At 64.4% G+C, this 26,927-nt stretch carries 21 protein-coding genes; 15 read left to right on the plus strand and 6 right to left on the minus strand.

All coding sequences use genetic code 11. The features are described 5' to 3' along the window. Nucleotides 1-84: 84 nt before the first annotated feature. The 4 genes from FQ705_RS30075 to FQ705_RS30090 all read left to right on the plus strand — a co-directional run bounded on the left by FQ705_RS30075 (nt 85) and on the right by FQ705_RS30090 (nt 3,959). Nucleotides 85-975, plus strand: coding sequence for a phosphoribosylaminoimidazolesuccinocarboxamide synthase (locus FQ705_RS30075; protein WP_144148009.1), 891 nt, complete (start codon nt 85-87; stop codon nt 973-975). Nucleotides 976-1,026: 51 nt separating this feature from the next. Further along, nucleotides 1,027-1,545, plus strand: a complete 519-nt coding sequence (purE, locus tag FQ705_RS30080; RefSeq protein WP_144148011.1) for a 5-(carboxyamino)imidazole ribonucleotide mutase — start codon at nt 1,027-1,029, stop codon at nt 1,543-1,545. A gap of 158 nt (nt 1,546-1,703) precedes the next feature. Beyond that, nucleotides 1,704-2,900: a 5-(carboxyamino)imidazole ribonucleotide synthase gene (locus FQ705_RS30085; RefSeq protein ID WP_144148013.1), complete on the plus strand. Its 1,197-nt coding sequence runs from the start codon at nt 1,704-1,706 to the stop codon at nt 2,898-2,900. A 9-nt stretch (nt 2,901-2,909) separates the two neighbouring features. Next, complete coding sequence (locus FQ705_RS30090) at nt 2,910-3,959, plus strand: L-threonylcarbamoyladenylate synthase (RefSeq protein WP_144148015.1); 1,050 nt, start codon at nt 2,910-2,912, stop codon at nt 3,957-3,959. Between the two features lie 89 nt (nt 3,960-4,048). On the opposite strand, the gene FQ705_RS30095 is transcribed toward FQ705_RS30090, so the two are convergent. The 3 genes from FQ705_RS30095 to dacB all read right to left on the minus strand — a co-directional run bounded on the left by FQ705_RS30095 (nt 4,049) and on the right by dacB (nt 8,206). Further along, complete coding sequence (locus FQ705_RS30095; RefSeq protein WP_144148017.1) at nt 4,049-5,296, minus strand: SGNH/GDSL hydrolase family protein; 1,248 nt, start codon at nt 5,294-5,296, stop codon at nt 4,049-4,051. Nucleotides 5,297-5,390: 94 nt separating this feature from the next. After that, the gene (locus tag FQ705_RS30100) at nt 5,391-6,329 is read right to left on the minus strand and encodes a sterol desaturase family protein (RefSeq protein ID WP_260854667.1); all 939 of its coding nucleotides are present in this window, start codon (nt 6,327-6,329) and stop codon (nt 5,391-5,393) included. Between the two features lie 194 nt (nt 6,330-6,523). Beyond that, nucleotides 6,524-8,206 carry a D-alanyl-D-alanine carboxypeptidase/D-alanyl-D-alanine-endopeptidase gene (gene dacB / locus FQ705_RS30105; protein ID WP_144148021.1) on the minus strand — a complete coding sequence of 561 codons (1,683 nt, stop codon included), beginning with the start codon at nt 8,204-8,206 and terminating at the stop codon, nt 6,524-6,526. Nucleotides 8,207-8,465: 259 nt separating this feature from the next. Between dacB and FQ705_RS30110 the strand changes: the two genes are divergently transcribed. The 6 genes from FQ705_RS30110 (at nt 8,466) to FQ705_RS30135 (ending at nt 14,272) form a co-directional block, all read left to right on the plus strand. Then, nucleotides 8,466-9,128 (plus strand): response regulator, encoded by a 663-nt coding sequence (locus FQ705_RS30110; RefSeq protein WP_116139256.1) that lies wholly within the window; start codon nt 8,466-8,468, stop codon nt 9,126-9,128. Nucleotides 9,129-9,132: 4 nt separating this feature from the next. Further along, nucleotides 9,133-10,434, plus strand: coding sequence for an ATP-binding protein (locus tag FQ705_RS30115; RefSeq protein ID WP_144148023.1), 1,302 nt, complete (start codon nt 9,133-9,135; stop codon nt 10,432-10,434). A gap of 157 nt (nt 10,435-10,591) precedes the next feature. Then, nucleotides 10,592-12,112, plus strand: a complete 1,521-nt coding sequence (locus tag FQ705_RS30120; RefSeq protein ID WP_144148025.1) for a DegQ family serine endoprotease — start codon at nt 10,592-10,594, stop codon at nt 12,110-12,112. Between the two features lie 297 nt (nt 12,113-12,409). Then, nucleotides 12,410-12,907 carry a carboxypeptidase regulatory-like domain-containing protein gene (locus FQ705_RS30125; protein ID WP_144148027.1) on the plus strand — a complete coding sequence of 166 codons (498 nt, stop codon included), beginning with the start codon at nt 12,410-12,412 and terminating at the stop codon, nt 12,905-12,907. Between the two features lie 177 nt (nt 12,908-13,084). Then, nucleotides 13,085-13,477 carry a DUF427 domain-containing protein gene (locus tag FQ705_RS30130; protein ID WP_144148029.1) on the plus strand — a complete coding sequence of 131 codons (393 nt, stop codon included), beginning with the start codon at nt 13,085-13,087 and terminating at the stop codon, nt 13,475-13,477. Nucleotides 13,478-13,510: 33 nt separating this feature from the next. Continuing rightward, a complete protein-coding gene (locus FQ705_RS30135; RefSeq protein WP_144148030.1) occupies nt 13,511-14,272 on the plus strand; it encodes a CoxG family protein in 762 nt (253 codons plus the stop codon). 136 nt (nt 14,273-14,408) lie between these two features. On the opposite strand, the gene FQ705_RS30140 is transcribed toward FQ705_RS30135, so the two are convergent. After that, on the minus strand, nt 14,409-15,392 hold the full coding sequence (locus FQ705_RS30140; protein WP_144148032.1) for a helix-turn-helix domain-containing protein: 984 nt from the start codon (nt 15,390-15,392) through the stop codon (nt 14,409-14,411). A gap of 179 nt (nt 15,393-15,571) precedes the next feature. Here FQ705_RS30140 and FQ705_RS30145 point away from each other — a divergent pair, with 179 nt between their 5' ends. After that, a complete protein-coding gene (locus FQ705_RS30145) occupies nt 15,572-16,213 on the plus strand; it encodes a cysteine hydrolase family protein (RefSeq protein WP_144148034.1) in 642 nt (213 codons plus the stop codon). Between the two features lie 90 nt (nt 16,214-16,303). Here FQ705_RS30145 and FQ705_RS30150 read toward each other — a convergent pair whose 3' ends face one another. Then, entirely contained in the window at nt 16,304-16,951 is a 648-nt protein-coding gene (locus FQ705_RS30150; RefSeq protein ID WP_144148036.1) for a TetR family transcriptional regulator, read from the minus strand. A 427-nt stretch (nt 16,952-17,378) separates the two neighbouring features. Here FQ705_RS30150 and FQ705_RS30155 point away from each other — a divergent pair, with 427 nt between their 5' ends. The 3 genes from FQ705_RS30155 to FQ705_RS30165 are packed head-to-tail and all read left to right on the plus strand — an operon-like array spanning nt 17,379 to nt 23,370. After that, nucleotides 17,379-18,611, plus strand: coding sequence for an efflux RND transporter periplasmic adaptor subunit (locus FQ705_RS30155; RefSeq protein WP_144148038.1), 1,233 nt, complete (start codon nt 17,379-17,381; stop codon nt 18,609-18,611). Between the two features lie 18 nt (nt 18,612-18,629). Beyond that, the gene (locus FQ705_RS30160) at nt 18,630-21,839 is read left to right on the plus strand and encodes an efflux RND transporter permease subunit (protein ID WP_144148040.1); all 3,210 of its coding nucleotides are present in this window, start codon (nt 18,630-18,632) and stop codon (nt 21,837-21,839) included. Nucleotide 21,840: 1 nt separating this feature from the next. After that, nucleotides 21,841-23,370 (plus strand): efflux transporter outer membrane subunit, encoded by a 1,530-nt coding sequence (locus FQ705_RS30165; protein WP_144148042.1) that lies wholly within the window; start codon nt 21,841-21,843, stop codon nt 23,368-23,370. A 138-nt stretch (nt 23,371-23,508) separates the two neighbouring features. Here the strand turns inward: FQ705_RS30165 and FQ705_RS30170 are convergent, their stop codons facing one another. Next, nucleotides 23,509-24,918, minus strand: coding sequence for a nucleobase:cation symporter-2 family protein (locus FQ705_RS30170; protein WP_144148044.1), 1,410 nt, complete (start codon nt 24,916-24,918; stop codon nt 23,509-23,511). Between the two features lie 426 nt (nt 24,919-25,344). Between FQ705_RS30170 and FQ705_RS30180 the strand changes: the two genes are divergently transcribed. After that, complete coding sequence (locus FQ705_RS30180; RefSeq protein WP_144148046.1) at nt 25,345-26,787, plus strand: xylulokinase; 1,443 nt, start codon at nt 25,345-25,347, stop codon at nt 26,785-26,787. Nucleotides 26,788-26,927 lie beyond the last annotated feature (140 nt).

Genomic DNA, 26,927 nt, shown 5'->3' on the forward strand with positions numbered 1-26,927 from the left:
CCGCCGTTCCCGCATCATCCGGGGAACGGCGTTTCCCTTTTGTTCCGGTCATACTTTTTGCCTCACTTTTAGCGAACCACGACGATGTCTACCCTCTACGAATCCACGCTCCGCTCGCTGCCGCTGCTCGGCCGCGGTAAAGTCCGCGACAACTATGCGGTGGGCAACGACCAGTTGCTGATTGTCACGACCGACCGTCTGTCGGCGTTCGACGTCATCATGGGCGAGCCGATTCCGAATAAGGGACGCGTGCTCAACGAAATGGCGAACTTCTGGTTCGAGAAGCTGAAGCACGTGGTGCCGAACCACCTCACGGGCGTGGCGCCCGAATCCGTGGTGGCGGCCGACGAAGTCGAGCAGGTCAAGGGTCGTGCAGTCGTGGTCAAGCGCCTCGAGCCGATTCTGGTGGAAGCGGTGGTGCGCGGCTACCTCGCCGGCAGCGGCTGGAAAGACTACCAGGCCACCGGTTCGGTGTGCGGCGTGGAACTGCCGCCGGGTCTGCAAAACGCGCAGAAACTGCCGGAGCCGATCTTCACGCCGGCCGCCAAGGCCGAAATGGGTCATCACGACGAAAACATCACGTACGACGACATGGAGCGCCGCATCGGCACCGAACTGTCGGCCACGATCCGCGACATCTCGATCAAGTTGTACAAGGAAGCGGCGGATTACGCGGCCACCCGCGGCATCATCATCGCGGATACGAAATTCGAATTCGGTCTGGACGACCACGGCAAGCTGTATCTGATGGACGAGGCGCTGACTGCCGACTCGTCGCGCTTCTGGCCGGCCGACCAGTATCAGGTCGGCACCAACCCGCCGTCGTTCGACAAGCAGTTCGTGCGCGACTGGCTCGAAACCCAATCGTGGAAGAAGGAACCGCCGGCACCCAAACTGCCGGACGACGTGGTCACGAAGACGGGCGAGAAGTATCAGGAAGCGCTCGAACGTCTGACCGGCCAGAAGCTCGCCTGATTACGCGCACCTGTTGCATCGGTACTGTTCAAGCCAAAAGGAAGCCGTAAGATGAGTGAAGCTCAAACCGCCCATACGCATGGCGCGCCGGTTGTCGGCGTGCTGATGGGCTCCAGTTCCGACTGGGAAGTCATGAAAAACGCCGTGGCGATTCTGCAGGAATTCGGCGTGCCGTACGAAGCGAAGGTCGTTTCCGCGCACCGTATGCCCGACGAAATGTTCGCCTATGCTGAAAGCGCGCGCGAGCGCGGCATTCGCGCGATCATCGCGGGTGCGGGCGGCGCGGCGCATCTGCCGGGCATGCTGGCCGCCAAGACCACGGTGCCGGTGCTCGGCGTGCCGGTGGCGAGCAAGTACCTGAAGGGCGTCGATTCGCTGCATTCGATCGTGCAGATGCCCAAGGGCGTGCCGGTCGCCACGTTTGCCGTTGGCGAAGCGGGCGCGGCGAATGCGGCGCTGTTCGCGGTGTCGATTCTGAGCGGCACCAGCACCGAATATGCGGAAAAACTGGCGGCGTTCCGCGTGCGCCAGAACGAAGCGGCTCACGCCATGGTATTGCCGGCGCTGTAAGCATCGCCAGGCTTGATTGTATAAAGACGTCCCCTGTGTCGACCGGAGTTAGCGCTCCAGCGCTTATTCCGGTCCCCATGCAAGATGTTGCTGTCCGACCCCCGGCCGGAGCCTGCCCGCTGTATGGCATGGCGACCCGGCCGCGACCGACCACTAAGATGAACCCAGACAACACACCGGTTTCACCGATTCTGCCCGGCGCATGGCTTGGCATGGTCGGTGGCGGCCAGCTCGGCCGCATGTTCTGCTTTGCCGCTCAGGCCATGGGCTACCGCGTCGCGGTCCTCGACCCCGACGAAAGCAGTCCGGCGGGCGCAGTGGCCGATCGCCATCTGCGCGCGGCTTACGACGACGAAGCGTCGCTGACCGAACTCGCGCGCCTGTGCGCGGCGGTGTCGACCGAATTCGAGAACGTGCCGGCTGCGAGCCTCGATTTTCTGGCCAGGACCACCTTCGTCAGTCCGGCCGGCCGTTGCGTCGCCGTGGCGCAGGACCGCATTGCCGAGAAGCGCTTTATCGCCTCGTCGGGCGTCACGGTCGCGCCGCACGTGGTGATCGAATCGTCGAGCGCGCTCGCCGCCCTCGACGACGCCAAACTCGAAGCCGTGCTGCCCGGCATTCTCAAAACGGCCCGCATGGGCTACGACGGCAAAGGCCAGATCCGCGTGCGCAACGCCGAGGAAGTGCGCGAGGCGCATGCTTCGCTCGCCGGCGTGCCGTGCGTGCTGGAAAAGCGTTTGCCGCTGAAGTTCGAGGTGTCCGCGTTGATCGCGCGCGCGGCGAGCGGGGCGTCGGTGGTGTATCCGCTGGCGCAGAACACGCATCGCGACGGCGTGCTGTCGCACACCATCGTCCCGGCGCCGGACGCAAGCCCGACACTCGTTGAGCAGGCCCAACAGGCCGCGCTGCAAATCGCCGACAAGCTCGGCTACGTGGGCGTGCTGTGCGTCGAGTTTTTCATTCTCGAAGACGGCTCGCTGGTAGCCAATGAAATGGCGCCGCGTCCGCACAACTCCGGTCACTACACCGTGGACGCCTGCGCGACCAGCCAGTTCGAACAGCAGGTGCGTGCGATGACCGGCATGCCGCTCGGCGACACGCGCCAGCATTCGCCGGCGGTGATGCTGAACATCCTCGGCGACGTGTGGTTCCCGGACGGTCCGAAGCGCGCGGCGGTCACGCCGCCGTGGCACGAAGTCGCCGCGATGCCGGCGGCACGTCTGCATCTGTACGGCAAGGAAGAGGCGCGCTGCGGCCGCAAGATGGGCCACATCAACTTCACGGCGGCCACGCTCGAAGAAGCTCGCACGGCGGGGCGCGATTGCGCGCGGCTGCTGCATATCATCACGAGCTGACGCACGCTTATGCCGGATCAACAGAAACCCGTCGAAGGCGCCGCGAGCGCATTGCCGGTGAGCACCGAGCAGATTCAGCACGCCGCGGCCTTGCTCGATGCGGGTGATCTGGTCGCGTTTCCCACGGAGACGGTCTACGGTCTCGGCGGCGACGCCGAAAACCCGGACGCCGTCGCGCGCATTTATGCAGCGAAGGGCCGGCCCGCGAATCATCCGGTGATCGTGCATCTGGCGCCGCACGGCGATCCGAACTACTGGGTCGAGCATCTGCCCGCCGAGGCGCAGCGTTTGATCGACGCTTTCTGGCCGGGCCCGCTTACGTTGATTCTGAAGCGTGCCGCGCGGATTCCGGCAGCGGTGAGCGGTGGTCAGGATTCGGTCGGATTGCGTTGCCCGTCGCATCCCGTTGCGCAAGCTTTGCTGGAAGCGTTCAGCGCGCTGCGTGGCGGGCATGGTGGTGTGGCGGCGCCATCGGCAAACCGGTTTGGGCATGTGAGTCCGACCACGGCGCAGCATGTGCGCGAGGAGTTCGGTAGCGCAATCCATGTACTCGATGGCGGCGCGTCGGATGTCGGCATTGAATCGACGATTCTGGATTTGTCGCGCGGCTTTCCGGCGCTGTTGCGTCCCGGTCGCGTGACGCCGCAAGACATCGCCGATGTACTCGGCGAAGCGCCGCGTTTGCCCGATGGTTCGGATGCCAGCGCGCCGCGTGCTTCGGGTACGTTGAAAGCGCACTATGCGCCGCGCACGCCGTTGGCTTTGCTGCCGTTCGCCGCACTGGAGCCGTTGCTGGCGGCGCGTGAGCCTGGCGAACGTGTGGCCTTGGTGGCGCGGGCATCGCGTGCCGGGCGTTGGGCCGAAGCGGAGGGCGTGCATTTCATCGCGGCGCCTGAAGATCCCCATGTCTATGCGCGTGAATTGTACGGGTTGCTCAGAGCGCTCGATCGCGCGAACGTCACGCGGATTCTGATCGAGAAGCTACCGGATTCGATCGAATGGATCGCGGTGAACGATCGGTTGGGGCGGGCGGCGGCGGCCTTCGAAGCGCAGGGATAAAGTGAAAGGCCCGACTGAACTCAGCCGGGCCTTTCACTTTCATCACCGCAGAAGAAAAACGGCGGATTTTCGGATCCGCCGTTTTTTTATTACTTGCCCAACCCCGTTGCCGCGATCTGCTGCTGCACGTACTGCGCGAACAAGGCGTGCAGATGCGTGCTCGGGTGAACCGTGTCCGCAAACATGTAGGTCTGGTCAGCGCCAGCCACCGTGTAAGTCTGCGGCGAGCAGAACAGCGACGAGGCGAATTGCGAGCCGTACTCCGCCGGCGTCAAGCCGTTCGTTGCGCTCGGATTAGCGGTAGCGTACGCGGTTGCGTTGGCCGCCATCGACGTCAGGTTACACGCCGTGCCGGTGTTGGACACCGTGAAGCCGAGCGCCTGATAGTTCGGCAACTGTTGATCCAGCCACGTGAACGCGTCGGCCACGATGACCTTGCCGTTACCCAGCAGGCCGAGAGCCGTCAGGTTCTGGACCAGCAGATAGTTATACGCTGCGGTAATCCCAGTCAGCAGTGCTGCCGAGCCAGGCGTGCTCGCGTTGGCCGCCACGCCGAGCGGCGTATTGCCGATGTCGGGCACCGTCGAAATCACCACGTGGGTCGCGCCCGAATTGACGATGGTCTGGACTTGCGCGGCGAGCTGCGTAGCCGCCTGCGCGATCTGCGGGTCGGCCAGCTGCTGCAGGTAGCCGACGATGAATGCCACCTGGCCTGCCTGCGAGTTCGGCAGTTTGCCTGCTTGCACGAGCAGCGGGTATTGCGTCTGCAACGCGGCGCCGAGCGCCGTCAAATTGGCCGTGGTCGAGAATTGGAAAATATCGTTCGCACCGCCGTTGACCAGCACGAGCTGGTTCGCGTTGAAGCTCGTATGCGCGCCCAGGTAGTTAGTGACCTGCGTCACCACCGGCACGGTCGTCGCGGCCATGTTGTTGGGCGCCCAGCCTTCGCCTTGCGCATTGACGACGTCCGAGCCGCCTTGCGCGTAACCGAGGCCGCCCGTTGCCACCAGCGGTTGACCGAAACCGCCCAGATACGCCGCCGTCAACGTCCCGCCGTAATATTCCGCGACCTTCTGCGTCCAAACCTCACCCGGGTTCGTCGTGAAGCGGCCGCCACCGAAGCTCGCCTGAATCACCGGCGCGTACGTGCCGACGTCCGAGAGGCTGTCGCCGAACGACACGACCTGCAATTTGACGCCGCCCGCCGGCGTGCTGCTGGCATTGTTGTTATCGCTGCTGCCACCGCCGCACGCTGCGAGCAGGGCAAAAGCGGCGCTGGCCATGGCGATCTGCGTGACGCGCAACCACTGTTTTTTTCTCAATGCTGTTTGCTTCATGTTGACTACATCTCCTCGTATATGTGGCCGATATGCCATGTATTGCAGGCAGCGCCCGCCGCGTCGGCGGCGTGACGACAGCTTACAGAATCGTCTACGGTCTGCGTGGTGTTTGAAACGCAGCCGTGTGAGTGTCATTCTCGCTTGCTTCGACGTCCGACTCCAGTGAAGCGGCTGACCGATGCGCATGATAATGCGCGGCCCACGCGGGCGGCGCAAAGAGCGCGCGCAGCTTGTTGCGACCACCGCGCACGCTCGCAAAGTCGCGCATCATCGACGCCCATTCGTGAAACGTCGCCTTCAACGGGTTGTAAGTATGAAGCGGCTCGACGATGCCGTACACCGGCGCGTCGCGCGGATCTTCATCGACGTAGCTGCCGAACAGGCGATCCCAGATCGACAGTACGCCCGCGTAGTTTCGATCGATATAGCGGTCGTTGCGGGCATGGTGCACGCGATGCATCGACGGCGTATTGAACACGTATTCGAGCCAGCCGAGCTTGCCGATTGCCTGCGTATGAACGAAGAACTGGAAGCCCAGGTTGATCAGCACGATGGCGACGATCTGCGTGGGCGCAAAGCCGAGCACCGCGAGCGGAATCCAGAACACCCACATGCCCGCGATGGGATACATCAGGCTCTGGCGAAACGCGGTCGAGAAATTCATGCGTTCCGACGAGTGATGCACGACATGCGCCGCCCACAACCAGCGCACCCGGTGGCTGCAGCGGTGAAACACGTAATAGAGCAGGTCCTGGGCGACGAACAGCACCACGAACGAGACCCACGTAGCGGGCCAGGTATGAACGCGGTAGTGCTCGTAGAAAAAAGCGTAGACGGGGATGATGGCGAGCCACGCGAGCTTGTCGGCGGCCTGTTGCATCAGTGCGAGCGCGGCGTTGCAGAGCGTGTCGCGCCAACTGTAGAGTTGCGCGCCCGGGCGTGTGCGCCGCAGGTGCCACGCCTCCCAGCCGATGCATGCGAGAAAGACTGGCGCCATGGCGAGCAGCAGCAATTCGGCATCGAATTGCATGGTGTCTTCCTCCCTGGTCCCTGGCCGCCGCGCTGTGCGCAGTCGGCGTTGTCGTTATTGTTCGAGTGTGCCGCGCGGCCCCAGTGGCGACGCGGCTTGTGCGTCACGCAAGGCGTTTCACGCACGACTCAAACACTGCTCGACAGCGTACACGGTTAGGACCGCGCCGCGCATGGCTTCGCTAGAAGAAAACCTCAGTGGGCTTCGCGCTTGTGCGGGTTTTTCCTGGGCTTGCTGGCACGCGGTTCGACGACCGGGTCCGAAACCTTCGTGAAGCCCTGGGAAGGACCCTGATACACCCACTCGAGCAGTGCATCGTGCGCAGCGCGTGCGGCTTCCGAATGCGGATCGTTGATGAGGCTGACCACCACGTAACTATTGCCGTCGGCCGAGGCCACGTAGCCCGCGATCGCGCGTACGTCGCGCAACGTGCCGGTCTTGATGTGCGCATTGCCGCCCGCGCCCTGGTTGGTCAGGCGGTTGCGCATGGTGCCGTCGACGCCCGCGATCGGCAGCGACTCCACGAATACCTGCGCGACCGGACTCGCGTTGGCCCGCTGCAGCAGCTCGGCGAGCGAGAGTGCGGTGACGTGCTCGTTGCGCGATAAACCCGAGCCGTTGTCGAGCGTCAGGTCCTGCATGTCGATGCTGTCGCGACGCAAAAATTCCTGGATCGCGCGCGCCGCCTTGGCGGGTGTGGCGGGCGCTTTTTCTTCGGTCGCGCCGATGGTCAGGAACAGGTTGCGCGCCATCGTGTTGTTGCTGAACTTGTTGATGTCCCGAACGATGTCGGAGAGCATCGGCCCCTCGTGTGTCGCCACGAGTTTCGCGCCGACCGGCACCGCCCCTTCGCGGGTCACGCCGCTGAACGTGCCGCCGGTTTGCTGCCACAGTGCGAGGAAACCGCCAGCGAAGAACGCCGAGTGATCGAGCACGGCGACGTTGATCGTGCGCGGGCCGCAACGCACCGAGTATTCGCCGCTGAACGAGGCGACGACCGTGCCGTTCGGTTGCGGCGTGACACTCGGCGAGACGGTGGCGGCGTCGCCTCGACACGGGCCGTTGACCGCGTGCATCTGATTGTCGATCTGCAATTGCGCGAGTGCGGGCAGCACGTCGATGGCGACCGTGCCGTCGGGCGACGGCGTCAGCGTGAACGACAGCGATTTGAACGCATACAGGAGGGGATCGGGGCCGACGTTGTACGGCGCGGTGGTGTCGTCGTCGAACGGCGGCAGGTCGCGCGTGGACGCGTCGAAGTAGCGCTTGTCGAGCACCAGCGCGCCGTCGATACCGTTGATGCCCGCCTTGTGGATTTTCTGCACGAGGTCGATCAGTTCTTCCGGCACGAGCTTCGGGTCGCCGGTGCCCTGAATGTAGAGATTGCCATGCAGCACGCCGCTGGCATCGACCGTGCCGTCCGCGTAGGCGTTGGTGCGCCAGCGGTAGTCGGGGCCGAGAATCGACAGGCCGGAGTAAGTGGTGACGAGCTTCATCGTGGACGCCGGCATCATTGGCTTGCCGGCGTTCAGGGCGAGAAGCGGCGTACGGTCGCCGACTTTTTCCACCACCACGCTGATCGACGTGAGCGGTACGTGGGCGCGCTGCAAGCCGAGCATCACCGACTGCGGCAAGACGGTCGTGACATTCACGCTCGGTCGTGTGGCCTTGATGCGCGCTTGCGCGGCAAGCGGCAACGAAGCGCCGCCGCTCAGCACCGCGCAGGCGACGAGCCAGGCGGCCGGCCGCTTCGCGAGGCGCCGGGGCAGGGACTCGACAAAGGCAGAAGCAGCAGAGGGGAAGGCGGAGGAGAAGCGCGAACGCAGCGCGAAATGTTGCATGCGGCGTGCGAAAGAAGGCAGGAAAGCGTGCGTCATGGACGGGCAAAAAAGCAAAATGTCGGGGCGTGGGGCACGCGGCAAATCAGGGCTGCGATCGGTGTTGCACTCGGTGCTGCAATCAGGGTTGCATCGAGGCTGATGCGTAGCGCGTCGGCACGATGTCGGCGCCGCGCGATGCAAAGCGCCCATTGTAGAGACATGCCGTGAGACTGCGGTGAAAAAAGCGCCACAGGGGCGTCGACAGTGAGCGGACGCTAGAATGCGGCATCGACAAACGTTTCGGGACGTATCAATCATGCGCATCTTGCTAGTCGAAGACGACCGGATGATCGCCGAGGGCGTGCGCAAGGCGCTGCGCGGCGAAGGCTTCGCGGTCGACTGGGTGGAAGACGGCGAGGCGGCGCTCAGCGCGGCGGGCAGTCAACCTTACGATCTGGTCCTGCTGGACCTCGGCTTGCCCAAGCGCGACGGCCTCGACGTGCTGCGCACGCTGCGCTCGCGCGGCCACGCGCTGCCGGTGCTGATCGTCACTGCGCGCGACGCCGTGGCCGATCGCGTCAAAGGCCTCGACGCCGGCGCCGACGATTACCTCGTCAAACCTTTCGATCTCGACGAACTCGGCGCCCGCATGCGCGCGCTGATCCGGCGGCAATCCGGCCGCAGCGATTCGACGATCCGTCACGGCAATCTGACGCTCGATCCCGCCTCGCATCAGGTTACGCTCGACGGCGCGCCGGTCGCCTTGTCCGCGCGCGAATTCGCGCTGCTGGAGGCGTTGCTCGCGCGGCCGGGCGCCGTGCTCTCGAAGAGTCAACTCGAAGAAAAAATGTACGGCTGGGGCGAAGAGATCGGCAGCAATACGGTCGAGGTCTACATTCATGCGCTGCGCAAGAAGCTCGGCGCGGAGTTGATCCGCAACGTGCGTGGACTGGGCTACATGATCGCGAAGGACGCCTGAGCCGATGCGTTCGATTCGCCGTCAATTGCTGTTCTGGCTGCTCGCGCTGGTGTTGCTCGGCGTCGGCATTGCGGGTTGGCTGATCTACCGGCAGGCGCTCGCCGAAGCCAACGAACTGTTCGATTACCAGCTCGAGCAGATTGCCGCGGCGTTGCCGTCGGAACCGTTCTCGCAAGTGCTCGGATCGCGCGACACCGGCGACGAAGGCATCGTGCTGCAAATCTGGAATCGCAATGGCGTGCTGATGTATTACTCGCGTCCGCGTGCGCCGCTCGCGCCGCGCGCCGAACTCGGCTTTTCCACCGAGCATACGGATCGCGGCGACTGGCGCGTGTATGGCGCGATCGTCGGCGATAACGTGGTGCAGCTGGCGCAGCCGGTGTCGGTGCGCAACCGTCTCGCGGCGAGCGTCGCACTCCGCACACTGTGGCCGTTGATCGTGCTGCTGCCGCTGCTGGGCGCGGCGGTGTGGGTGATCGTCGGGCGCGGCCTGAAGCCGCTGCGGCGTGTGACCACCGCGCTCGACGCGCGGCATCCCGAGGCGCTCGATCCGTTGCCGGATCAGCGTCTACCGCTCGAAGTGCAACCGCTCGTGCGGGCCTTGAACGGTCTGCTCGAACGGCTTGCCACGGCCTTGGATATTCAGAAGGCATTTGTCGCCGATGCCGCGCACGAATTGCGCACGCCGCTGGCGGCCGTGCAGATTCAATCGCAGCTGGTGGCGCGCGCCAAAGACGACGCCACGCGCACCGAAGCACTCGCCGACCTGCAAGCGGGCGTGACGCGCGCCACGCGTCTGGCCGAGCAATTGCTCGCGCTCGCGCGCTCCGAGCCGGACGGCCTCGCCGCCACCAACGCGATCGATCTGCGCGCGTTGCTGCAGGACTGCGTGGCGGCTTACGCGCCGCTCGCGCTGAATCGCGGCGTCGATCTCGGTATCGATGCGAGCGAGAGCGCCACGGTGATCGGCGACGCCGACGCCCTGCGTGTGATGTTCAACAATCTGGTGGACAACGCAACCAAGTACACGCCGCGCGGCGGCCGGGTCGACGTCGGTCTGCACGTGGAAACGGGGCATCCGGTGGTGCGCATCGCCGACAGCGGACCGGGCATCGATCCTGGCGAACGCGATCGCGTGTTCGACCGTTTTTACCGCGTCGGCGCGGGCGCGAACCGCGTGCGCACCGACGTGGCGGGCAGCGGCCTCGGGCTTGCGATCGTGCGCCGCATCGCCACGCAACATCACGCGGCGGTGTCGCTCGACGAATCGCCGTCGGGCGGCTTGCAGGTCACCGTCCGTTTCTGAATCGGCTCGAAAGTGGCTTAAACGTGGCTTAAACCTGGCTTAAGCAGGCCGCAAAACATGACTTGAAGCGATCCGTCACTGCTTAAGACTCTTTTAAGCGATGCCCCGTACGCTTCGAGTCATCCAGTAGCCTCTTTCTCCCAGTCAGGAGTACACGATGAACGCGAAAACCTTGTCCCGCAGCGCGGTCGCTGTAGCTGTCGCCGTAGCGCTTTCCGCCGGCTATGTGGCGGGGCATCGCGATGTCCCCGCGCCGCAGGTGATCGCACCGGCGCAGGCCGCGATGATGCCCGCCGAAGCCGCCGCCAAAACCGGCATTCCCGATTTCTCTGGTCTCGTCGAAACTTATGGGCCGGCAGTCGTCAACATCAGCGCGAAGCATGTCGTGAAGCAGACGGCGTTGCGCAGCAACGGCGGTAACGGCGGCAATGGCAACGGCAATCAGTTGCCGATCGATCCGAGCGATCCGTTCTACCAGTTCTACAAGCACTTCTTCGGCGGCATGCCGGGCGCACAAGGCGGCGACGGCGGCGATGCGCCGGATCAGCCGAGCGCGAGCCTGGGCTCGGGCTTCATCGTCAGCAACGACGGCTATATCCTGACTAACGCGCACGTGGTGGACGGCGCGAACGTCGTCACCGTGAAGCTCACCGACAAGCGCGAATTCAAGGCCAAGGTGGTCGGCGCCGACAAGCAATCCGACGTTGCCGTGCTGAAGATCGACGCGAGCAATCTGCCGACCGTGAAGATCGGCGACCCGCGTCAGAGCAAGGTCGGTCAGTGGGTGGTCGCGATCGGCTCGCCATACGGTTTCGACAACACGGTGACCTCGGGGATCATCAGCGCGAAGTCGCGCTCGTTGCCGAACGAAAACTACACGCCGTTCATCCAGACCGATGTACCGGTGAACCCCGGCAACTCGGGCGGCCCGCTGTTCAATCTGCAAGGCGAAGTGATCGGCATCAACTCGATGATCTACTCGCAGACGGGCGGCTTCCAGGGCTTGTCGTTCGCGATCCCGATCAATGAAGCGATCAAGGTCAAGGACGACATCGTCAAGACCGGTCACGTGAGCCGCGGCCGGCTCGGCGTCGCCGTGCAGGGCCTGAACCAGACGCTGGCCGATTCGTTCGGCATGCAGAAGCCGCAAGGCGCGCTGGTCAGCTCGGTCGATCCGGGCGGCCCGGCCGCCAAGGCCGGTTTGCAGCCGGGCGACGTGATTCTGTCGGTGAACGGCGAGCCGGTCAGCGACTCGTCCGATCTGCCGGCGCAGGTCGCGGGCCTCGCACCGGGCAGCTCGGCGACAGTGCAGGTGTGGCGCGACAAGGCCACCAAGGATCTGAAGGTGACGATCGGTTCGCTGTCGGACGCGAAGGTCGCCTCCGACAAGGTCGATCAGCCGGCCCAACTGCAAGGTCGTCTCGGCGTCGCGGTGCGTCCGCTGACGCCGGAAGAGAAGAGCGGCGCCTCGGTCTCGCACGGTTTGCTGGTGCAGCAGTCGGGCGGCGCGGCAGAAAACGCCGGCATTCAGCCGGGCGACGTGATTCTCGCGGTCAACGGCCGGCCGGTCACGAGTGTCGATCAGTTGAAGCAGATGATCGCCGGCGCCGGCAACAGCATCGCCTTGCTGATCCAGCGCGACAACGCTCAGATCTTCGTGCCGGTCGATCTGGGCTGACGTCTGCGGACGAAGGCCGGTCCGCCAGTTTGACCGGCCTGTCGCCCGCCTCTGCTGGCCATTGAAGTAACGCGTGCCGGTCCTTGCATTTACTGCCTGCGGACCGGCATTTTTTTATCTGCAGCGAGGCGCCGGCGAGGCGCAGCAGATGGACGCTCTGCGCCGCACGGCGTGGCGCAGCAGCGGTTTCCCCGCGACGTGATCTGCCCCTTGGCACGCAGGTTGCGTCTGCCTTGATCCGGGCCGGTCGAGGGACACGGCCATGAAGCGACAAGGACCTCAACAAGGAGCGAACCGATGAAAACCCAACGCAAGCAGCGAAGGATCGTAGCCGCCGCGCTCAGCGCAGCGCTCACGCTCGGTCTGGCGAGCGGCGCATATGCGCAGCAGGCAAGCGACACGACCGGCGGCACGACCTCCGATCAAACCAGCGCGGGCAACGCGAATGGCGGTGGCCTGCCGCAAATCCAGCAGCAGGGCGACGTCTCGTATGTCTCGGGCGGCGTCGGCCAGGACGAATCGAAAGCGCTGCAGCATGCGCAAGGTCAGTGGCCGCTGTCGTTGCGCTTCACGGGTCCCGGCTCCGACTTCCTCGCCGACGTCCACGTGCGGGTGGTCGATGCGCACAATGGCGATGTGCTGACAGCGACCTCACGCGGGCCTTACATGCTGGTCAAATTGCGCCCGGGCCGCTACACGGTGCATGCGCAATATAAGGATCACGACCAGTCGAAGGCCGTGACGATCCCGGCCAAGGGCAGCGCCAAGGCCGCGTTCTACTGGACCACCCAATAAGTACGGCGATGCGCCGCGCCACGCCGCGCGCCTGCAGGTAGGCCGCGCAATCGGCTGGAGTTTGGCCGATAATGAAGCCACGGGCGCGCCCCGTGGCTTTACTGTTTGCGCCGCACGAACGAATACACGACCGCAAGACCGACCGCAACCGCTTGCAACCGACAACGGAGCCGAGACATGAGCGATGCCCCGACACCTCACGCCCACCCCGGCACGGGTGCGGGCGGGCATACCATTGCGATCAGCGGCAACCATCACCGGGTGCGCGTGATCCACGGCGGCGTGACGATGGCCGATACCCAGGCGGGCCTCACGCTCACTGAAACCGGCCTGCCCGACGTGTTCTATTTCCCCCGCGCGGACGTGAACATGGCACGGCTCGAACGCTCCACGCATACCTCGCACTGTCCGTTCAAGGGCGACGCCTCGTACTTCCATCTGCGCACCGAAGACGGGTTGGTTGAAAACGCCGTCTGGAGTTACGAGACGCCGCTTGAGCAGGCGAGTCGGATCAAAGGGTATCTCGCGTTTTACGCATCGCGCGTCGACCGCATCGATCAGACGTCCTGATCCCGCGGCCGCGCGTTCATCGGGGAGGCTGACATGGAGTTGAACGACGCGTTACGGATTCCGCTCGGCGTCCCCATCGTCTGGGACGCGTTGCAGGACCTCGCGCTCCTGCGAGCCAGCCTCGACAACTGCGAGTCGTTCACGCGCTTTCCTCACGGCGAATATGCGCTGAGCCTGACCGTGCCGCTGGGTCCACTGCGCGCGCGTTACGAGGCGCGCGCTCATGTGGCGGGCCAGGATTCCGGCCCGGCGGATGCCGAGCGCCGCACCATCAACTTCAAGGCCCGTGCCGAAGGCGTCGGCGCGCTGCGCGGACAGATCGAAGTGCGTTTGCGCGCGGACGACGGCGCGCACGGCGGGAACCGGGAACGCGGCACACGCATCGATTACACGATCTGGGCCACCGCGTCCGGGCCGCTCGCCGAACTGCCAACCCGCCAACTCGAGAACGCGCTCCATCAGTTGGCCGACGATTTCTTCGCCGAGTTCGATGCCGTGGTGCGCGCCAAGTATGGTCAGGGACCGAACCGCGCGCGCGGTTCGGCGGTGCGTCGGCAGCATGTTTTTTTGAGGCCGATCGCGCTCGGTGGAATCGCGCGGCGCACTCGCGGCGATCACGGCAATGGGCTCGGCGGACGCGCTGCAGGCGCGTCGCAGGGCGGCTCGCATGGCATCTCGCACGGGGCCTCCCATCCTGAACCGAGTCCGCATGCGGTGCCCTATTGGGCCTGGGCCGCGATGATTTTCGTGGTGGCGCTGTTGCTGTATGTCGCGCGTTGGATCAGCGAACATTGAGCGTGTGATCTGTCGCGCCGGCACGACTACGATTTCCTGGTAACGAGCTACGAAAGGTCGGTGGCGTGAAGGTCGGTGCGACGATGCTTGCCCCGCCGGCCCAGCCTTGGCTCGTCTCCATCGTTGTAACGCCCGCTCACACCCCGCGAAACTCCCTGCGCCACGCCGACGGCGACGTGCGGAACGCCTCGGTGAAATGCTGTCTGAGCGAGGCCGTCGAGCCGAAACCCGCGATCCCCGCAATCGCTTCCACCGACTCGTCACTGCTCTCCAACAGCTGCTGCACACGAGCAAGCCGTTGCGCCAGCAGCCATGCGCCGACGGTCGTTCCCGTCGCCAACCGAAAGCGTCGTGTGAACGTGCGGCGGCTCATCAGCGCACGCCCGGCCAGCGAGTCGAGCGTGTGCGGCGCAGCCAGATTGCCGCTGACCCAGTCGAGCAGGCCGGAGAGCCGGTCGCCGCGAAGGTTCGGCGGCATCGGCTGCTGAATGTACTGCGCCTGGCCGCCCTGCCGATGTGGCGACACCACCAGCCTGCGCGCCACGTAATTCGCCGCTTCCGCGCCGCACATCTTGCGCAGTACGTGCAGACAACAGTCGAGGCCGGCCGCTGTACCGGCCGACGTCAGCACGTTGCCGTCGTCGACGTACAGCACGTCGGGATCGAGTCGTACGCGCGGATACCGGCGGGCGAAGTCGTCGGCCCATGCCCAGTGAGTCGAAGCGGGCCGGTCGTCGAGAAGACCCGCCGCAGCCAGCACGAATGCGCCGAGACACAGCCCGACCAGTTGCGCTCCCCGTGCGTGGGCGGCGCGGAGCGCAGCCAGCAACGCGGCGGGCGGCGGCTCGTCCGGATCGCGCCAGGTCGGCACGATGATCGTGTCGGCGTCGCCCAGCGCTTCGAGCCCATGCGTGACGGCGATCGAGAAGCCGGCGGTGGTGGTAAGCGGGCCCGGTTCGGCGGCGCAGACCCGAAAGTCGAAATCCGGCAGACCGCCGCCGGCGCGATCCTCGCCGAAAACCACACACGGCACCGACAGATGAAACGGACTGATGCGGTCGAACGCAACGACCGCGACGACGTGGCGCGGTATCGCGCCCGAGTGAGCGGATGTGGCCATGAGTGATCCCGTGAATACAGCGATGGCCCGATTCTAGCGAAGATTGTCATTCGGGTCGCTGTCGCGAAAACGGCGGCGGACTAACAATGCAGTCATCGGCGCGGCTCCCGCCGCGCCCCGGTTCAGGCCAAGATGCCTTCGCGCGTGGCCCATCATCTTTATCGATAAGGAGTCTTGCTATGACCAGCCCGCGCCGTGCGCTGATCGTCATCGACGTGCAGAACGAATATGTCACCGGCGATCTGCCGATCGAATATCCGGACGTGCATACCTCGCTCGCCAACGTGGGCCGCGCGATGGACGCCGCCCAGGCCGCCGGCTTGCCGGTCGTCGTCGTGCAGAACTTCGCGCCGGCCAGCTCGCCGCTGTTCGCGCGCGGCAGCGTGGGGGCGGAGTTTCATCCGGTGGTGGCGTCGCGCCCCCATGATCACTATATAGAGAAGGCATTGCCGAGCGCCTTCACCGGCACTGACCTCGCCGACTGGCTCGCCGCCAGGCAGATCGACACGCTGACGGTGATCGGCTACATGACGCACAACTGCGACGCGTCGACCATCAATCATGCGGTGCATGCCGGGCTGGCCGTCGAGTTCCTGCACGACGCGACGGGCTCGGTGCCCTACGATAACAGCGCGGGCATTGCCAGCGCGCAGGATATCCATCGCGTATTCAGCGTGGTGCTGCAGTCGCGTTTCGCGGCGGTGGCGAGTACGGAAGAATGGCTGGCGGCCGTGAAAAGCGGAACGCCGCTCGAGCGCGGCAATATCTATACGTCGAACCAGCAGGCGCGCGCCAACCGGACGGCGGTGCAAGCGGGCTGAGGGCAGGGTGAAGCACGGCGGTCGGTTGGGGCGCGGGGCGCCCGCGCCGTGTGAGCCCGGACGAAGCGCACGGCTCTGGCGACTGACCCGCTACGCGGCCGGCACGCCCTTGCGCAGCGCGAGACTCAGCCGCAACGAATCGAACAGGGCTTCGACCATCTGCGTGGCATGCGCGGCGAAATCGGTCGCATCAGGTAGAAACAGCATGTCGCGCAACGATCCGCTGACGAACGCATGAACCATCGCGGCCGCGATCCGCGTATCCAGATCGACGGGCATCTGCCCCTTGGAAATTGCATTGCGCAGGCCGCTTTCGATTTTCAGCAGCCCTTCGCGCATATTGGCCTGATAGCGGACCATCACCGGGCCCATTTCTTCGACCAGCTCACATTTGAGAAACAGGATGTCGAACACGCGCCGACGGCGCGGATCGTTCGCGGTGTCGCGCAGGCAGACCATGCAGATTTCCATCAGACGCCCAAGCGGGTCGGGCTCGTTGGGATCTTGCGAGGCGGCTTTGAGTTCGTCCAGCGGCAGTAGCACGCGATCGAACATTTCGGTAAACAGGTCGCTTTTGTGGGCGAAATGCCAGTAAATCGCGCCGCGCGTGACGCCCGCGGCCTGCGCGATGTCGGCTAGCGACGTACGCGATACGCCTTTCTCGAAGAAGACCCGTTCGGCTGCGTCGAGAATACTGGTGCGCGTCTCCTGCGCCTCTTCTTTGGTTCTTCTGACCATACCGGTATCACTTGCCTGATTGTTGGGGGAGTTCCCAAGGCGTTTTAAGTACGCTTGATGACAATCCGTCTGAAGTTAAGCAATTTGCGGAGTGTTCTTGCAGGCCCCCCGCCTGCAAGAGAAGTAAATGCACTTTTACATGCATTCGTGAATGTATCTATAATAGCATCCCACGATCGGATAGCCCAAGCCGTGACGACCGGTTAATATCCGTCACTGTTGCCTTTCAAAACGCTCTCGCGCCGCGCCCCAACGGGCGGCGCCGTGCGGCATTTCCGGAATGGCGCATTTCGCTCAGGGTGCCCTGCAGGTTTCGCTCGCATCGTGGGCTATCGGTCAAGCGTCGCAAGACGCATGTGTGCGCTGTCGTCCCCGGGGTAGGGATGCGCGCACTTTTTCATTCTCAGTCTTAGACAGAGGTCGCTCCATGCGCGTCGAACGGGTTCCATTCCGCTTAATCAGTGCCGCGACGGCTGCCGTTTTGCTGGCAGCGTGCGGACCAAAACAATCTGCCCCGCCGCAACAGACGCCCGAAGTCGGCGTCGTCACCGTTCAACCGACGGCTGTGCCCGTCGTCACCGAATTGCCGGGCCGCACCAGTGCCTTCCTCGTCGCGCAAGTGCGCGCGCGGGTCGACGGCATCGTGCTGCGCCGCGAATTCACGGAAGGCGGCGAGGTCAAGGCCGGTCAGCGTCTGTACAAGATCGACCCGGCGCCGTACATCGCCACCTTGAACAACGCCAAGGCCACGCTGGCCAAGGCGCAGGCCAACCTCGTGTCGACCACCGCGCAGGCCAACCGCTACAAGGTACTGGTCGCGGCCAACGCGGTCAGCAAGCAGGACTACGACAACGCCGTCGCCTCCGAAGGCCAGGCTGCGGCCGACGTCGCCGCCGGCAAGGCCGCCGTCGACACGGCGCAGATCAACCTCGGCTATACCGATGTCGTCTCGCCGGTGAGCGGTCAGGTCGGTGTGTCGCAGGTCACGCCGGGCGCGTATGTGCAGGCGAGCGCCGCCACGCTGATGGCGACCGTCCAGCAACTCGACCCGGTCTACGTGGACCTGGTGCAATCGAGCCTCGACGGTCTGAAGCTGCGTCGTCAGGTGCAGGAAGGCCGTCTGAAGACGAGCGGCCCGGACGCCGCCAAGGTCTCGCTGATCCTTGAAGACGGCCGTCAGTACTCGGAGAAGGGCAAGCTGCAGTTCACCGACGTCACGGTCGACCAGGGCACCGGCTCGGTCACGGTGCGCGCGCTCTTCAAGAACGCCGACAAGGTGCTGCTGCCGGGTATGTTCGTGCGCGCCCGCATCGAAGAAGGCGTGAACAACGGCGCGCTGGTGGTGCCGCAAGTCGGCGTCACGCATGACCAGAAGGGTCAGCCCACGGCACTGGTGGTCGGCGACGACAACAAGGTCGTGTTGCGTCAGCTCGTCACCTCGGGCACGTACGGTTCGAACTGGGTGGTGGAAAGCGGCATCAAGGCCGGCGACCGCGTGATCGTCCAGGGCACCGACAAGGCGAAGCCGGGCATGCAGGTCAAGACCGTCGCCGCGCAACTTCCCGCCACACCCGCTTCCGACGCCTCCGCTCAGGGTGCGCCGGCCGCCAGCGGTGCTGCGCAGACGGCTCAACCCGCTTCTGCTGCATCGGGCGCGTAATAACAGGGAGCCTGTTTCATGGCAAAGTTCTTTATCGATCGCCCAATTTTTGCGTGGGTGATCGCCATTATTCTGATGCTCGCCGGTATCGCCTCGGTCTTCACCTTGCCGATCGCGCAATACCCGACCATCGCGCCGCCGGCCGTGCAGATCAGCGCAACGTACCCGGGCGCCTCGGCGAAGACGGTGGAAAACACCGTCACGCAGGTCATCGAGCAGCAGATGAGTGGTCTCGACCACTTGCTGTATCTGTCGTCCACTTCGGACGACTCGGGTACGGCCACCATCACGCTGACGTTCGCAGCCGGCACCAATCCTGACATCGCGCAGGTGCAGGTGCAGAACAAGCTGCAGCTCGCCACGCCGTTGCTGCCGCAAGCCGTGCAGCAGTTGGGCACCAAGGTCACGAAGTCGAGCAGCAGCTTCTTGCTGGTGATGGCGTTCGTGTCCGAAGACGGCAGCATGAACAAGTACGACCTGGCGAACTACGTCGCGTCGAACATCGAAGATCCGGTCAGCCGGATCGACGGGGTGGGCACGGTGACGCTGTTCGGCTCGCAGTACGCGATGCGCATCTGGCTCGACGCGAACAAGCTGACCAACTTCGGCCTGACGCCGGTCGACGTGCAAACCGCGTTGACCAACCAGAACGTGCAGGTCGCGGGCGGTTCGCTCGGCGGCACGCCGTCGGTGCCGGGTCAGGTGTTGCAGGCAACCATCACGGAAGCCACGCTACTCAATACGCCTGAACAGTTCGGCAACGTGCTGCTGAAGGTGAACCCGGACGGCTCGCAAGTCCGGATCAAGGACGTGGGGCGTGTCGAGCTCGGCGGCGAAAACTACAACTTCGACACCAAGTACAACGGTCAGCCGACGGCAGGCTTCGGGATTCAGCTCGCAACCGGCGCCAACGCGCTGGCCACCGCGAAGGCGGTCCGCGAGAAGGTCGCTGAGTTGTCCAAGTACTTCCCGCATGGTCTGGTGGTGCAGTATCCGTACGACACCACGCCGTTCGTGCGCCTGTCGATCGAAGAAGTGGTCAAGACGCTGCTCGAAGGTATCGTGCTGGTGTTCCTGGTCATGTACCTGTTCCTGCAGAACCTGCGCGCCACGCTGATCCCGACGATCGCCGTGCCGGTGGTGCTGCTGGGCACGTTCGCGGTGATGGGCCTGGTGGGCTTCTCGATCAACACGCTGTCGATGTTCGGGCTCGTGCTGGCGATCGGCTTGCTGGTGGACGATGCGATCGTGGTGGTGGAAAACGTCGAGCGGGTGATGCAGGAGGAGGGTTTATCGCCTCGAGACGCGACCCGCAAGGCGATGGATCAGATTACCGGCGCGCTGGTTGGCGTGGCGCTCGTGCTGTCGGCGGTGTTCGTGCCGGTGGCGTTCTCGGGCGGTTCGGTCGGCGCGATTTACCGGCAGTTCTCGTTGACGATCGTGGCGGCGATGGTGCTGTCCGTGCTGGTCGCGTTGATCCTGACGCCGGCTTTGTGCGCGACGATCCTCAAGCCGATCGAAAAGGGTCATCAGGAAAAAACCACCGGCTTCTTCGGCTGGTTCAACCGTACCTTCAACAAGAGCCGCGACAAGTATCACTCGGGTGTGCATCACGTGATCAAGCGCTCGGGCCGTTGGCTCATCATCTATATGGTGGTGATCTTCGCGGTCGGTCTGCTGTTCGTGAAACTGCCGAAGTCGTTCCTGCCTGACGAAGACCAGGGCACGATGTTCGTGCTGGTGCAAACGCCGTCGGGTTCGACTCAGGAAACCACGGCGCGCGCGCTGAAGGACGTCTCCGACTACCTGCTCAACGGCGAGAAGGCCATCGTCGAATCGACCTTCACGGTGAACGGCTTCAGCTTCGCGGGTCGCGGCCAGAACGCGGGTCTCGTGTTCGTGCGGATGAAGGACTACTCGCAGCGTCAGCATTCCGACCAGAAGGTGCAGGCGCTCGTGGGCCGGCTCTTCATGCACTTCGGCAGCTACAAGAACGCGCTGGTGTATCCGGTGAATCCGCCGTCGATTCCTGAACTCGGCACGGCCGCGGGCTTCGACTTCGAACTGCAGGATCGCGCGGGCGTCGGCCATGAAAAGCTGATGGAAGCACGCAACATGCTGCTGGGCATGGCGTCGAAAGATCCGACGCTGGCTCAGGTGCGTCCGAACGGGCTGAACGATACGCCGCAGTTCAAGGTGAACATCGATCACGAGAAGGCTTCGGCTCAGGGCGTGGCGCTGTCGGCGATCGACCAGACGTTCTCGATCGCGTGGGCGTCGCAGTACGTGAACAACTTCCTCGACACCGATGGCCGGATCAAGAAGGTGTACCTGCAGGGCGACGCACCGTTCCGCATGAAGCCGGAAGACCTGAACGTCTGGTACGTGCGCAACACCGCGGGCAACATGGTGCCGTTCTCATCGTTCGCGAGCGGCGATTGGACCTACGGTTCGCCGAAGCTCGAGCGCTACAACGGTATTTCCGCAGTGGAAATCCAGGGCGCGGCCGCACCGGGCAAGTCGACCGGCCAGGCCATGACGGCGATGGAAGCACTCGTGTCGAAATTGCCGGCGGGTGTGGGCTACGAATGGACGGGTCTGTCGCTGCAGGAACGCCAGTCGGGTTCGCAGGCGCCGATTCTGTACGGCATCTCGATCCTCGTCGTGTTCCTGTGTCTCGCGGCGCTGTACGAAAGCTGGTCGATCCCGTTCTCGGTGATCATGGTGGTGCCGCTCGGCGTGATCGGCGCACTACTGGCCGCAACGCTGCGTGGGCTCGAGAACGACGTGTTCTTCCAGGTGGGTCTGTTGACCACGGTGGGGCTGTCGGCGAAGAACGCGATTCTGATCGTGGAATTCGCCCGCGAGCTGCAGCAGGGTGAGGGGATGGGCCCGGTCGAGGCGGCGCTGGAAGCGGCGCGTCTGCGATTGCGCCCGATTCTGATGACCTCGCTCGCCTTCATTCTCGGCGTGATGCCGCTCGCGATCAGTAACGGCGCGGGCTCGGCGAGTCAGCACGCAATCGGTACGGGCGTGATCGGCGGGATGTTGACGGCGACCTTCCTCGCGATTTTCATGATCCCGATGTTCTTCGTGGTGATTCGCGCGAAGTTCGGCGGCGAGACGGAAGATCCGGATGCGGCGTTCGAACATTCCAACCAGCTCCATCCGCACGATCCGCAAGGTGGTGCGTCGGGCGATAACGGCTCGGGCAAGGACGGACATTGAGATGCAAAAACACTCTCTAATTGCAGTGGCGGTCGCGTTGTTCGCCGCGGGTTGCACGATGGCGCCGAAGTACCAGCGCCCCGCGGAACCCGTCACGGCGACCTTCCCGACCGGCGGCGTGTACGACACGCAGCCGGGCGCGACCCAGCCGGACAAGGCCGGCGCGCGCAGCGCGAACGGCCAGGCCGCGGCGGATATCGGCTGGCGCGATTTCTTCGTCGATCCGCGCATGCAGCAGTTGATCGAAATCGCGTTGAAGAACAACCGCGATCTGCGCGTGTCGGTGCTGAACATGCAGGCGTCGCAGGCGCAGTTCCGGATCGTTCGCGCCGGTCTGCTGCCCACGCTCGACGCTGCGGGTTCGCAAAGCAAGTCGCGTACGCCGAAAGATCTGACGTCGACCGGTGTGACAATTTCCAACTCGTACTCGGTCGGTTTGAACGCATCGTGGGAAATCGACTTCTTCGGGCGCATCCAAAGCCTGAAGGACCAGGCGTTGGCGCAGTACCTGGCCACGACGCAGGCGCGTAAGGCGGCGGAAATCGCGCTGGTCTCGCAGGTGGCGAATCAGTACCTCACGGTGCTCGAACTCGACGACCTGCTGAAGGTCACGCAGAACACGCTGAAGACCGCGCAGGAGTCGTATCGGATCACCAAGCTGCAGTTCGACAACGGCACGGGTACGGAACTCGATTTGCGCCAGTCCGAGACGGTGGTCGAGACGGCCAACGCCAACCTGCAGGCGCAGGAGCGTTTGCGTGCCCAGGCTGAGAATGCGCTGGTGCTGCTGGTCGGCGAGCCGTTGCCGGCCGACATGCCGCCGGGTCTGACCTTGAACGACCAGAATCTCCTCACGGATATTCCGGCCGGTTTGCCGTCCGATCTGCTCACGCGTCGTCCGGACATCATCGAGGCCGAGGAGAATCTGCTCGCGGCCAACGCGAATATCGGCGCGGCGCGCGCAGCGTTCTTCCCGAAGGTCTCGCTGACCGGCAGTTTCGGTACGCTGTCGCCATCGCTCGGTGGTTTGTTCAAGCCGGGTTCGGCGGCGTGGAGCTTTGCGCCGTCGATCACGTTGCCGATCTTCGAAGGCGGCCAGAATATCGCCAACCTCGACCTCGCCAACATCCAGAAGAAAGTCCAGATCGCCACGTATGAAAAGGCGATCCAGACGGCCTTCCGCGAAGTGGCGGACGGACTGGCGGCACGCGGCACGTACGACCAGCAGATTCAGGCGCTCGAACGCAATACGTTTGCTGAGCAGCGTCGACTGGATCTGTCGAATCTGCGTTATACCAACGGTGTCGACAGCTATCTGTCGGTGCTGACCGCGCAGACCGATCTGTATTCGTCGCAGCAGTCGCTGATTACGGCGCGTATGGAACGTCTGCAGAACCTGGTGACGTTGTACCAGGCGCTCGGCGGCGGCTGGATCGAGAAGGACGGCGATCAGCCGCGTCCGGCGGATGCTCCGGTGGACTACGGTTCGGCGAGCGCGCCGGTGGCGGCTTCGGCGGCTACGGCGGGTTGATGAAAACGTAGATGAGCTTGTAGAAGAAAAAACGCCACGGCATGCCGTGGCGTTTTTGTTTGTGTGCTGCGGGTAGGGCAGGCTGCTTGTTCAGTCACTCAGCCCGTAACACGGCACAACGTTCAGAATCGCAGACGCTCAGTGCAGATCCGCCGCACGCAGCATCTCGTCACGCTTCGGCTCGTTGCCGCCGCGTCCGTCGAAATCGTGGCCAGCTTTACGAATTTCGCACTGCGCCTTCTTTTCGCTCTTTACGCCGTTGAAGATCAGATTCAGCACGACCGCCGAGACGGAAGCCAGCAGAATCCCGCTATGCAGCAGCGGCGTGAGGGCAGGCGGCAGCTTCGAGAAAAAGTGCGGCGACACCACCGGCACCAGACCCAGACCGACGCTCACCGCGACGATGAACAGGTTGTGCTGGTTCTTCACGAAGTCGACCCGCGACAGCACCTTCATGCCGTTCGCCGCGACCATGCCGAACATCACGATGCCCGCACCGCCGAGCACGAAAGCCGGCACCGAAGCGACCACTTGCGCCATCTTCGGGAACAGCCCCAGCAGCACCAGAATCACGCCGCCCATTGCGCAGACGAAGCGGCTCTTCACGCCCGTCACGCCGATCAGGCCGACGTTCTGCGAGAACGAGGTATGCGGAAACGAGTTGAAGATGCCGCCGATCAACGTGCCCAGACCGTCGACGCGCAGACCGCGCACCAGCGCTTTCTGATCGACTGGGCGATCCACCATGTCGCCGACCGCGAGGAACATGCCGGTCGATTCGATGAAGGTGACGAACATCACGGTGATCATCGTCGCGATCGACAGCGGATCGAAATGCGGCAGGCCGAAGTGGAACGGCATCACGAAGCCGACCCACGGTGCGTGCGTGACGCCGTCCATGTTGACGCGGCCGAGCGCCAGCGCGATCACGAAGCCCGCGACGATGCCGAGCAGCACCGAGATGTTGGCGAGGAAGCCCTTGGCGAACTTGTTGATGAGCAGAATCAGCATCAGCACGATGAACGACAGGCCGAGATAGACCGGATTGCCGTAGTCGGGATTGCCGACGCCGCCGGCCGCCCAGTTGATGCCGACTTCCATCAGCGACAGACCGATCACCGAGATCACCACGCCGATCACGACCGGCGGGAAGAAGCGCAGCAATTTGCCGACTGCGGGCGCAAGCAGAATACCGACCACCCCGGCCGCGATGGTCGAGCCGAAGATGTCGAGAATGCCGAGCGAAGGATTGGTGCCGATCGCGACCATCGGACCGACGGCCGCGAACGTGCAGCCCATGATGACCGGCAGACGAATGCCGAAGATCCACAAGCCGAGCGTCTGGATCAAGGTGGCGATGCCGCAGGAAAACAGATCGGCGCTGATGAGGAAAGCGATCTGGTCTTTCGGCAACTTGAGTGCCGCGCCAATGATCAGCGGCACTGCGACTGCACCGGCGTACATCACCAAAACGTGCTGAACGCCGAGGGTAAGCAACTGGCCTGCGGGCAGTCGCTCGTCGCACGGGTGAACCGTGTTCGATTGCATATCGTCTGTCTCCACCATCTGGGTTTTGGAATGACTCCAAGGTATCGGGGACGAAATAGTGGAACAAGACCACTGGGGCCTATTCCGGCATTCCCGGCAACGATATGCACGAGGGCCGTTTGAAAGGCAGATTAAAGCGGTGCGCCGGGTCCACCGGCGGTCAGCCCTTTGTAGCGGCGATGCGCGGTCACGCGTTGCAAGGGCCAGGGTCGACGCGATATGTGTGAGAATCAATGAGGTGTATCTCACTCGACGCATAGTCCTGTTTTGGCGCAACGCGCGGCGTGGCGGGGTTAACCCGCGAATCGACTGATTTGGTCGTGTTCGCACGCGTTGTCGGACTCGCGCTTCGGTGGGGCAAAACTAGGCTTCCCGAGCGCTTTCCGAGTACCCACCTTCCTGCACTTTTTTGACGCTCTATCGCCCATGAGTTTTCTCGGCATCGACCTCGGCACCGGTTCCCTCAAAGTAGCAATCGTCGACACGAACGGCCACGAGCAAGCGGTGGCGAGCGTCGCGTATGCCATCGAAACACCGCAGCCAGGCTGGGCCGAAACATCGGTACAGACATGGTGGCGCGCGTTGTGCGAAGCGGCGGCGCGTTTGCCTGAAGGACTGCGTCGCGAAGTCGAAGCGATCGGCTTCTCCGGCCAGATGCATGGCGTGGTGCTGATCGACGAGGCGGGCGAGGCCGTGCGTCCCGCGATGCTGTGGCCCGACACGCGCGCACTGGCCTTGCTCGATCAATGGCCCGAGCCGCAGCCGAATCCGGTGGCGCCCGGCATGGCGGGTCCGCTGCTGCGCTGGATCGTATTGCATGAGCCGCAAACCGCGCGTCGCACGCGTTGGGCGTTGCAGCCGAAGGACTGGCTGCGCGTCGCGTTGGGCGGCGCGGTTGCCACCGATCCCTCCGACGCCTGCGCGACTGCGCTCGCCGATCCCGCCGGCGTGTGGGACACGGCGCTGCTGAAGCGGCTCGACATTCCGACGGATTGGTTCGCACCGTTGGCGCCGTCGTATGCGGCGGGTGGCGTGTTGTCGGAGGAAGCGGGACAGGCGCTCGGCTTGCGCGCCGGCATCGTGCTCGCGACCGGCGCCGCCGACACGCCCTGCGCGGCGCTAGGCAGCGGCCTCGCGCGCGAGGGCGACGCCTTGCTCACCACCGGCACCGGTGGACAGATCATCGTGCTCTCCAGGCAGGAACCCGCAGCCGTCAGGGGCCTGCATCGATATCGTGCGGCGAGCGATCACTGGTATCGGATGGCGGCGATGCAGAACGTGGGCATCGCGCTGGAGCGCGTGCGCGGATGGCTGTCGTATGAATGGACGGAGGCTTATCGCGATGCGTTCGCCGAATCCGACGACACCGCCAGCGCGCCCGACCTCACGTTTCTCCCTTACCTCACCGGCGAACGCACGCCCTGGCTCAATCCCTCCGCACGTGGCGGCTGGCTCGGACTCGCGCTCGACCACACGCGCGGCTCGATGATGCGCGCGGCATTCGAAGGCGTTGCGTTCTCGCTGCGCGCCGGGCTCGACGCGATTCGCGCGAGCGGCGCAACGGTGACGAGGCTGAAGCTGGCGGGCGGCGGTTCCGTCGATGCACGCTGGCGTCAATTGCTGGCCGATGCGCTCGACGTCGAACTCCACGCGGTCGATTGCCCCAACGCCGCGCCGCGTGGCGCGGCGATCCTCGGCGGTCTCGCGAGCGGGCATTGGCATGCGGGCGACCTTCCCACACTCGCGCCGGGTGCGACGCGAGTCGCGGCTGCGCAAGGCGACACAGCGCTCGCTGAACGGTATGCACGCTTTCTCGATCTGTACGCGAGGGTGGAACCGTGGTTTAACCGCACGCCGCCCGGTAAGTAACGCGATGTCCGGTATGGACAATGCCGTGACGCGCTTTGCAATACCATGACGGTTTTCGCGCGCTAACGTATAGCTCGGCCCATTGCGCCGAGCCGAATGTGGCAACGCCGATTTTCGACGCGGCACGCGCAGCGCCGTCG

Origin of the sequence: Paraburkholderia sp. BCC1884 (assembly GCF_900996225.1) — a bacterium.
Taxonomy (GTDB): domain Bacteria; phylum Pseudomonadota; class Gammaproteobacteria; order Burkholderiales; family Burkholderiaceae; genus Paraburkholderia.